This window comes from Kitasatospora sp. NPDC058184 (genome assembly GCF_042883725.1).
Lineage (GTDB): Bacteria > Actinomycetota > Actinomycetes > Streptomycetales > Streptomycetaceae > Kitasatospora.
On record NZ_JBHVVE010000050.1, the window covers coordinates 1 to 2691 of the forward strand.

Sequence of the window (2691 nt, forward strand, 5' to 3'; positions counted from 1 at the left end):
GCTCCGCAGACATGACGCGCCGTCACTAGCGTGACGGAGCGTTGCGGCGCCCCTCCGGGGCGCAGTAGCGGAGAGTGACGTCGGCTCCGCCGCCGTCGGGTCGGCGGGGGCTCGGCCTGGTGGTCGAGCTCCCCTTGGCTGGAGGTGCCGGCGCTCCGCACCGGCGGGCTCCGTGACACCCCGTCCGGGCCCGGCCTGGGCCGTATTTCTGCTGGTCAGTGGGGGTTTTAGCGCACTCCGTGCGCCTCGCTGACCGGGAGGAGGGGGTGGGCCTCGACTCCGTCCCCGACGACCAGGCCGACCGGGACCAGAGGCCGGCACCCCGACCACCTGACCGCATAGTGTCACGACACCACCCCCCGACGCAACACCCACCCTCCCTCAGGCCCCACCCACAGTGACAGGTTCAGACCACACACAGTGGTCTGGACCATTGACACCAGACAAGCCCACCAGCGGCCCCAAACAATGCCCGCGACCCCGTATCAGAATGCCGCCGCCAGCGAATCCTGCCGCAGACGGCCTCCCCATCCAGCCGCACCCCGCAGAATGCATCACACCGAACCCTGTGTAGACCCAGGAATCCCACCCCACACCCCCTCAGAAAACCACCCCCAATCGCCGTTGACGATGTGACGCGAAATTCCAGTACAACCACAAACCCCACCCCCGAATCCCCATGCAAAAACTCCATCAAAACTCGCCATGCAAATACCCCATAACCCGGGGACGGCACCCCCGCCTCGCCGGGCCGGAGGCCCGACGGGGGGCGCAGCGCGCCGCGGCGAGGCTGGACCTGGACGGCAACGAGCAGGCCCCCCGGACGGCGGCCCGGCGCAGCCGACGCGGTCAGCGGGCAGCGGCCGGACAGCGAGCACCAGGACGACGCGGCCTCGGCGGCAAGCAGGGCCGGCCCGGACGGTACAGCAGGGCTCGCCCGCAGCCCGCCGGGCAGCCGCCGACGAGCGGCTCCCGGACGACCGCCCGGCCGACGCGCTGGCGAGCAGGACGGCGACGAGCGGGGCCCCGCGGGCAGGCGCGCTACCACCCGGCGGTGACCCTGCTGGTAGACGGCCTGCGGCAGGTGGACTACCCCCAAGCCGTCCCCAACCACCTAGTCCACCGCACCGGACGACAACAAACAGCAGCCCCGTCCGGGCACAGCACCCTCCCCCGTCGCCAGCTCCGACCAGGCCCCGGACAGCCCCACCACCGCAAAATCTCCCGCCGACCCGGCGGAGCTCCCGCCCCACCACCGCAAAAACTCCCGCCACCACCAGCCGACGCCCGGACAGCGGCACGGCGCAGCCCGGCGGGAACAGCGGCCGACGAGCAGGTCCTGGACGACGGTCCGGTGCGCAGCCGGGCGGCGAGCAAGCCGGGGCCGCGGCGCGGTCGGTTGGTGAGCACAAGGGGTCACCGGCCGACGGAGCCCGACGCCGGCCGGGACGGGCACCGGGGTAGTCGGCGACGTCCGCCAGGACGACGGGCTCGTTCTCCTGGCAGCCGGGCGGGGGCGTCGCCGGTCGCATGCGTGTGCGACCTACGATGGGCCGGTGTCCGACACCGATTTCCCCGATGACCTGCTGGAACTCCAGCGCCGCTGGTACGAGGCCGAGGCCGCCTGGGCCGCCGACCCGAGCGAGGAGAAGCGGGTCGGGTTCGCCGAGGTCGGCGCCGAGCTGTACTTCCACCCGTTCTGGGCGACGGCGGGCAACCGGCACAAGGCCGAGATGGCGCTCAAGGCCGCCGTCCGCCCGGGCGCCGCGCAGGAACCGGCCGTCTGACCTGCCTGCGACCGGGTTCCGGCGTCCGCCTCGGGGAAGGGGTCGGGTATGGGCGGCGTGCGGCACCAGGAGCCCGTCGGCCCGGCTTCGGAGGCCGAGGCGCGGCGGCTGACCGGGGAGCTGCGCGCCGCGATCGAGGAGGTCCGCTCCGCTGTCCTGGTCCTGGCGGCTCGGGTGCGTGCCGCGCACCGGGCGCGGGTGTGGACGGTGCTCGGGTACGGCGGCTGGGCCGCGTACGCGGGCGCCGAGTTCGGGGTGAGCCGCTCGACCGCGTACCGGTTGCTGGACCTGGCGGCCGCGGCCGAGGCGATCGAGGCCACGGTCCGGCGGGAAGCCGGCCTAGAGCTGTCCCACGCGTGGGACACCGGTCTGGTGCTGCCGGTGCGGGCGGTCGTCGACCTCAAGGGCAGGATCGCGGAGCTCACCGACCTGATCGCCGAGCGCCTGGCCGACGCCGGCACCGAGAACGGCCGGCCGCCCGAGGCCGCGGTCGTCGCCGAGATCGTCGCGCGTTCGGTCGCCGATGTCCGTTCCCGGCCCGACGTTGCGGCCGCCGAGCTCGCCGTCGTCCACGGCCCCGACGGCTGGGACACCGAGCAGTGGCGCTCCCACGTCGCCCGGGGCCGCGACCTGGCCCGCCAGCGACTCGACGTCCGCCGCGAGCTCGGCCTGCTCGCCCTTCAGGTCGCCCCCGGCTACCTCGCCGACCGCGAAGCCGAGGAAGCCCTGGGCATCCTCGGCGAGGAGATCGGCAGCACCACCGAGCAGCTCCTCGCCGCCCGCCGCTACGCGCTGACCGGCGACCCGAGGGCCGTCGAAGCACCCTAGACAGCGGGCGGGACGGCGCGCAGCCGCTGGTGCCAGCCGCCGGGCCGAACGGGCCCGGACCGCCTGGCTCAGGCGT

General features: G+C 74.1%; 2 protein-coding genes. Both read left to right on the forward strand.

Annotation, left to right across the window (positions count from 1 at the left end; genetic code table 11):
- The first annotated feature begins 1556 nt into the window (after positions 1-1556).
- A complete protein-coding gene (locus ACFVXH_RS41215) occupies positions 1557-1787 on the forward strand; it encodes a hypothetical protein (protein ID WP_387831222.1) in 231 nt (76 codons plus the stop codon).
- A gap of 48 nt (positions 1788-1835) precedes the next feature.
- Entirely contained in the window at positions 1836-2615 is a 780-nt protein-coding gene (locus tag ACFVXH_RS41220) for a hypothetical protein (RefSeq protein ID WP_387831223.1), read from the forward strand.
- Positions 2616-2691 lie beyond the last annotated feature (76 nt).